Below are 4,053 nucleotides of genomic sequence, written 5' to 3'. Positions count from 1 at the left end.
AAAGAAGAGATGATTAAGGCGGTGCGTGCAAAAGGGCACAATCCGAAAGATGATAACGAAGCAGATGCTTTAGCAATTTTATATTTAGTTAAAGAAAGGGAATTGGGGTATGTCCATTAAATTACCATGGACGAGGCTTTTTGCAGACAAATGGCTTCTTACTCTTGGTTGTTTGTCGCCGACCGAGAAATGTATCTATGTCATGTTGCGACTTCTAATGCTCCATACTGGTGAACCTATTTTAAAGGACTTAACGGTATTAGCTTTTTGGGTTGGTTATCCAGTAGAAGAGTTTGAAGCAGCTTTGAATTCCTTGATTGAAGGTGGATTCATCATACGTTTAGACAATGGTGGGTTGTGGAATTCAGAAGTTGAAAAAGAACTCAACAACGTCACTGAAGAGCTAGATAATTTCACTTGCAATAATAATAATGAAGAAAGGGAGGTGAAGTATGTCAACTAAGTTGCCATGGACGAGGCTTTTTGCAGACAAGTGGCTTCTTGATCTCGCTTGTTTACCCGCAATTGAAGGCAATGTTTATATGCGATTGCGATTGCAAATGTTGCGCACTAGAGAGCCTCTTGTAAATGATGCGCAAATATTATCTCATTTTACGTGTTGTTCAGTAAAAAGATTTCAGAAGGCATTAGATTACTTATTTAGATCTGGACATATTGTTCTTTCAGAAGATGGTTATTTGTGGTGTCCAGATGTTGAAGAAGAATTAAAAAATTCAGACGAAACTTTAAATAAGTTTGCAGAAAGAGCAGCAAAAGCCGCCAATACGAGGAAACATAAAAATCAAGAAGATTCTTTAAGAAAGCCTCAAGATTCTTTAAGAAGTCTTGAAGATTCTTCAAGATGTCTTCAAGATTCTTCAAGAGGGTACAATAACAATAACATTAACATATATAAAAAAAATAAAACTAACGTTTTATTAAAAAAAGAAATTGATTTTGAAGATTTAGAAACAATCGATTTAGTTGACGAGCCAATCGAGTGTGATGTTGAAAGCCAATCAGAGCAAACCAACCAACCTCCCATTCACGAGCAGACAAGCGTTCCTAAGAAAGCCAAGCGAAGTAAGGGGAAAAAAGAACTTGGAAGCGTACCAGAAGATTTTGAACCCGATTTGCAATACGCAATCGATAAAGGCTTAACGCATGATGAGGCGTTATTAGAATTCGAAAGATTTAAACTTCATTGGAAAGCCAACCCATATCGAAATGCAAACAATCGCGATTGGCAAAGTGCTTGGTGTGGTTGGATTATTAACCAGAATGGAACGCTAGCCAAGAAATTAGAACAGGAGAAACGATATGCAAACGAACGCTATAAGCTCTCAACAAATAACTTCACAAACAGCCTTTCACAAAGCTTCAGTACACTCAAAGCAGCAATCACCACTAGCGATTCTTATGGATCAGAATGCATCAGAGATACAGAGGCTATCAGTTCATTTGCAAGCACTTTCCAAGAGAGTGGATCGGAGTGTGTATCCTCCAATCTCTATGCATGGAAAGCCATTGACACTGGAGGAGAGATCGCAAGTTTTGCAAGACTGTAATCGCTTACAAGCACTGCTCTCACGGAAAGTTACGGTTGAACATATCGAGGCGGCTGCTTATTTGCTTTCTGGTCTAAAAATACCAGCCAATATAGACCCTAATGTTATCGCTTTGAACTATAGCATAGCCTTATCAGATGCTTCAGAACATACCCTTAAACAGGCTGTTAAGGATATCATATGCGGAAAAGCAAACGGCTTTTCGAAAACCTTTATGCCAACAGGAGCAGAGCTTGCAGAGTATTGCAGAAATTTGAAAGCAGAGCTTTTTTCGGGAGCATCAGTCATGAAATCGTATTTAAAAGGATCCGAAAAAACAGCAAAGTAGTGAAATTTGCTGATGATTTTGAGAATAGAGATGCGTTTAAATTGACAGAAAGGCACCGTACAGATCGATTTAAAGATTTTGTGATAAAAACCACATTGAAATTAAAAACGCTTCTGTACGGTCCATTTTGAGGCAAATAAACCCATTGGTAAAGTTATGGATTTAGATAGGGGATATTAAACCAGATGTTTTTAAAAAAACGTAAACAGAAAGGGCAAAAAAAGTGGGTTGCAACGGCGGTGGGGCATGCACCATGGGGATTAGGGGTAGCAGAATATTTTTATAACCTTTACGAATATGATGATGGCACAAGAGAATACGAAGAATTTGATGGTGGTCAGTATCATGAGATGCCTTGTAAAGTTGATATTCGATATCATATCAAAAAAACACAATAAAGTCAATAGGTTGTGTGAAATTATTTTATATGAATCCACTTAAGAATCCACACTTTTATACGTGATTCATTTGACTATTTTTTATATAAGATTGCCATGTATGAATAGACCATAAAAAGCAAATCATGATGTAAATATTATAACGCATGTGTGCATTCAAATGAAATGAAAAGCCGATATCATTCATAACAGTTCATAAATTTTATGATACGTTTTTATCACAGCACAAATCACATTGTTTTAAATTTAGTCGTTTGAAAATATCGATAACATACGTTTAAAGATCACATCTTGTTTTAAAGATTGGATTGTTAATCACATAAAAGAGCAAATTAACATTCGCCAAAATTGGCGAGCGCAAAATAGAGAGCTGTCATAACAGCATCATCATAACAGCGAACATTTTAAAGATTGCATAAAAGGATTAAGGACAAGATCGCTTTTAAAACGCTGTCTAAAAGTTTAGAAAACGATAAAGAGGTCTTTTATATCTTATGAAATGAAAAGCCTTTTAATGAATAGATTGCAGGCTAGTCTTTAAGAATGGAACTATTCGCTTCCACAAAAAAATGGAGGCAAATAATGCCATGGCAGTAGAATTACTATCTACTTTAGATTTGGTACTAAAAACGTTTTAAAAGTTATAGTTTAAAAATACGAAACCAAAAGAGCTCTTTCCAAATTTGGGGGCAGCTATTTAGACAAGATAAGCAAGTAAAATTTAAAATCGTTGTAACATCATAAGGTATCGGTTTTTACTTAATTTTGAGTCAAAAGCTGTAATGTTTAAAGAATGCTCTATTCTAAGATAACGCCCCCAAAAATGGACCGGCTAATTTTTAAAGAAATTAGGTTTTAATGAAAAGTACAAATACGCTTATGAGAACCTCTTTAAATGCACGTTTAAACGTTTGAAACATAAAATGAGATCTTTATAAGAAACGTTAAAACTTTTTTTTATTACAGTTATAACTTAGTTATCATTTGCTCTTAAGAACGTTTCATTTATGAAAAATGAAGATCTAGATTTCACAGCAGAGCAAAATCTTAAAAACCTTACACTTTATAAAAGCGTTTGTTTATTTATCTTATGAAAAGCTGCTTTTGAAACCTAACGCTCGTAAATGTAAAAAGAACGTTTTTACAAGACATTCACTTAATATGCATTTGCTTTTGATTGGATTGATAAAGCTACCGAGCGTTTTGATTTGTTTGATACGTTTGATAGCCATAACAAGCGTTTTATAGGCTCTCTCATTCAAATGAGTGATTAAAGATCATACGCACATTTACGTTTCTTTTGATAAGTTTTCATATCTCTAATAGAGAACTTGCAATATGATACGTTTTGTATATATGCATTCATTACTCCATTGTGGATGATTCATTTTAATCAATAAAAAACGCTATTTGAAAGCCGCGTCATATCATTTGGCACGGCTTTTTTTTTTATTTTACTCTCTCTTTTATGATATGTTTATAGCAATGCATTTTATATGCGTTTATAACCATAAAGAATGCACGCCCCCCATACCTGTTTTTATTCTGTTTTATCAGTTATATTGATAAGCTTATCCCTTTCATAAACCTCACAATTTTTTGGAACTAACCTTACTTTGCTTTTTTTATTGATTTTTGCATTGCCATAAGCACGCCCCCAGATTGTTGCACAATATGAGATTTTAGCATTGCCATAAACAGAGCCATAAATCTCACAAGAGCCACTCACACAAGCATTCCCATAAACCTTGCCATAAAT

General features: G+C 34.7%; 3 protein-coding genes and 2 pseudogenes. 4 read left to right on the top strand and 1 reads right to left on the bottom strand.

Features of this window, described 5'->3' with window-relative positions:
• The first annotated feature begins 109 nt into the window (after positions 1–109).
• The 4 genes and pseudogenes from PVV63_RS09950 to PVV63_RS09935 all read left to right on the top strand — a co-directional run.
• Positions 110–463, top strand: a complete 354-nt coding sequence (locus PVV63_RS09950; RefSeq protein ID WP_273791714.1) for a DUF1376 domain-containing protein — start codon at positions 110–112, stop codon at positions 461–463.
• Positions 453–1,568 carry a hypothetical protein gene (locus tag PVV63_RS09945; protein WP_273791713.1) on the top strand — a complete coding sequence of 372 codons (1,116 nt, stop codon included), beginning with the start codon at positions 453–455 and terminating at the stop codon, positions 1,566–1,568. Before PVV63_RS09950 ends, PVV63_RS09945 begins: the two co-directional genes overlap by 11 nt.
• Entirely contained in the window at positions 1,555–1,896 is a 342-nt protein-coding gene (locus PVV63_RS09940; RefSeq protein ID WP_273791712.1) for a hypothetical protein, read from the top strand. The genes PVV63_RS09945 and PVV63_RS09940 overlap by 14 nt, the downstream gene beginning before the upstream one ends.
• A gap of 185 nt (positions 1,897–2,081) precedes the next feature.
• A pseudogene (locus PVV63_RS09935) lies at positions 2,082–2,264 on the top strand (hypothetical protein); the annotation flags it as partial.
• Between the two features lie 1,570 nt (positions 2,265–3,834).
• On the opposite strand, the pseudogene PVV63_RS09930 reads toward PVV63_RS09935, so the two are convergent.
• A pseudogene (locus tag PVV63_RS09930) lies at positions 3,835–4,053 on the bottom strand (hypothetical protein); the annotation flags it as partial.

Origin of the sequence: Bartonella sp. CM31XJBT, assembly GCF_028618555.1 — a bacterium.
In the GTDB taxonomy this organism is placed as follows: domain Bacteria; phylum Pseudomonadota; class Alphaproteobacteria; order Rhizobiales; family Rhizobiaceae; genus Bartonella.
Note: the sequence above shows the minus strand (reverse complement) of the source record. Positions and strands in the feature narration are given on the sequence as shown.

Excerpts from the sequence above, each read along its gene's own strand:
- PVV63_RS09950 (WP_273791714.1), top strand. The coding sequence starts at position 110 with ATGTCCATTAAATTACCATGGACGAGGCTTTTTGCAGACAAATGGCTT.
- PVV63_RS09945 (WP_273791713.1), top strand. The coding sequence starts at position 453 with ATGTCAACTAAGTTGCCATGGACGAGGCTTTTTGCAGACAAGTGGCTT.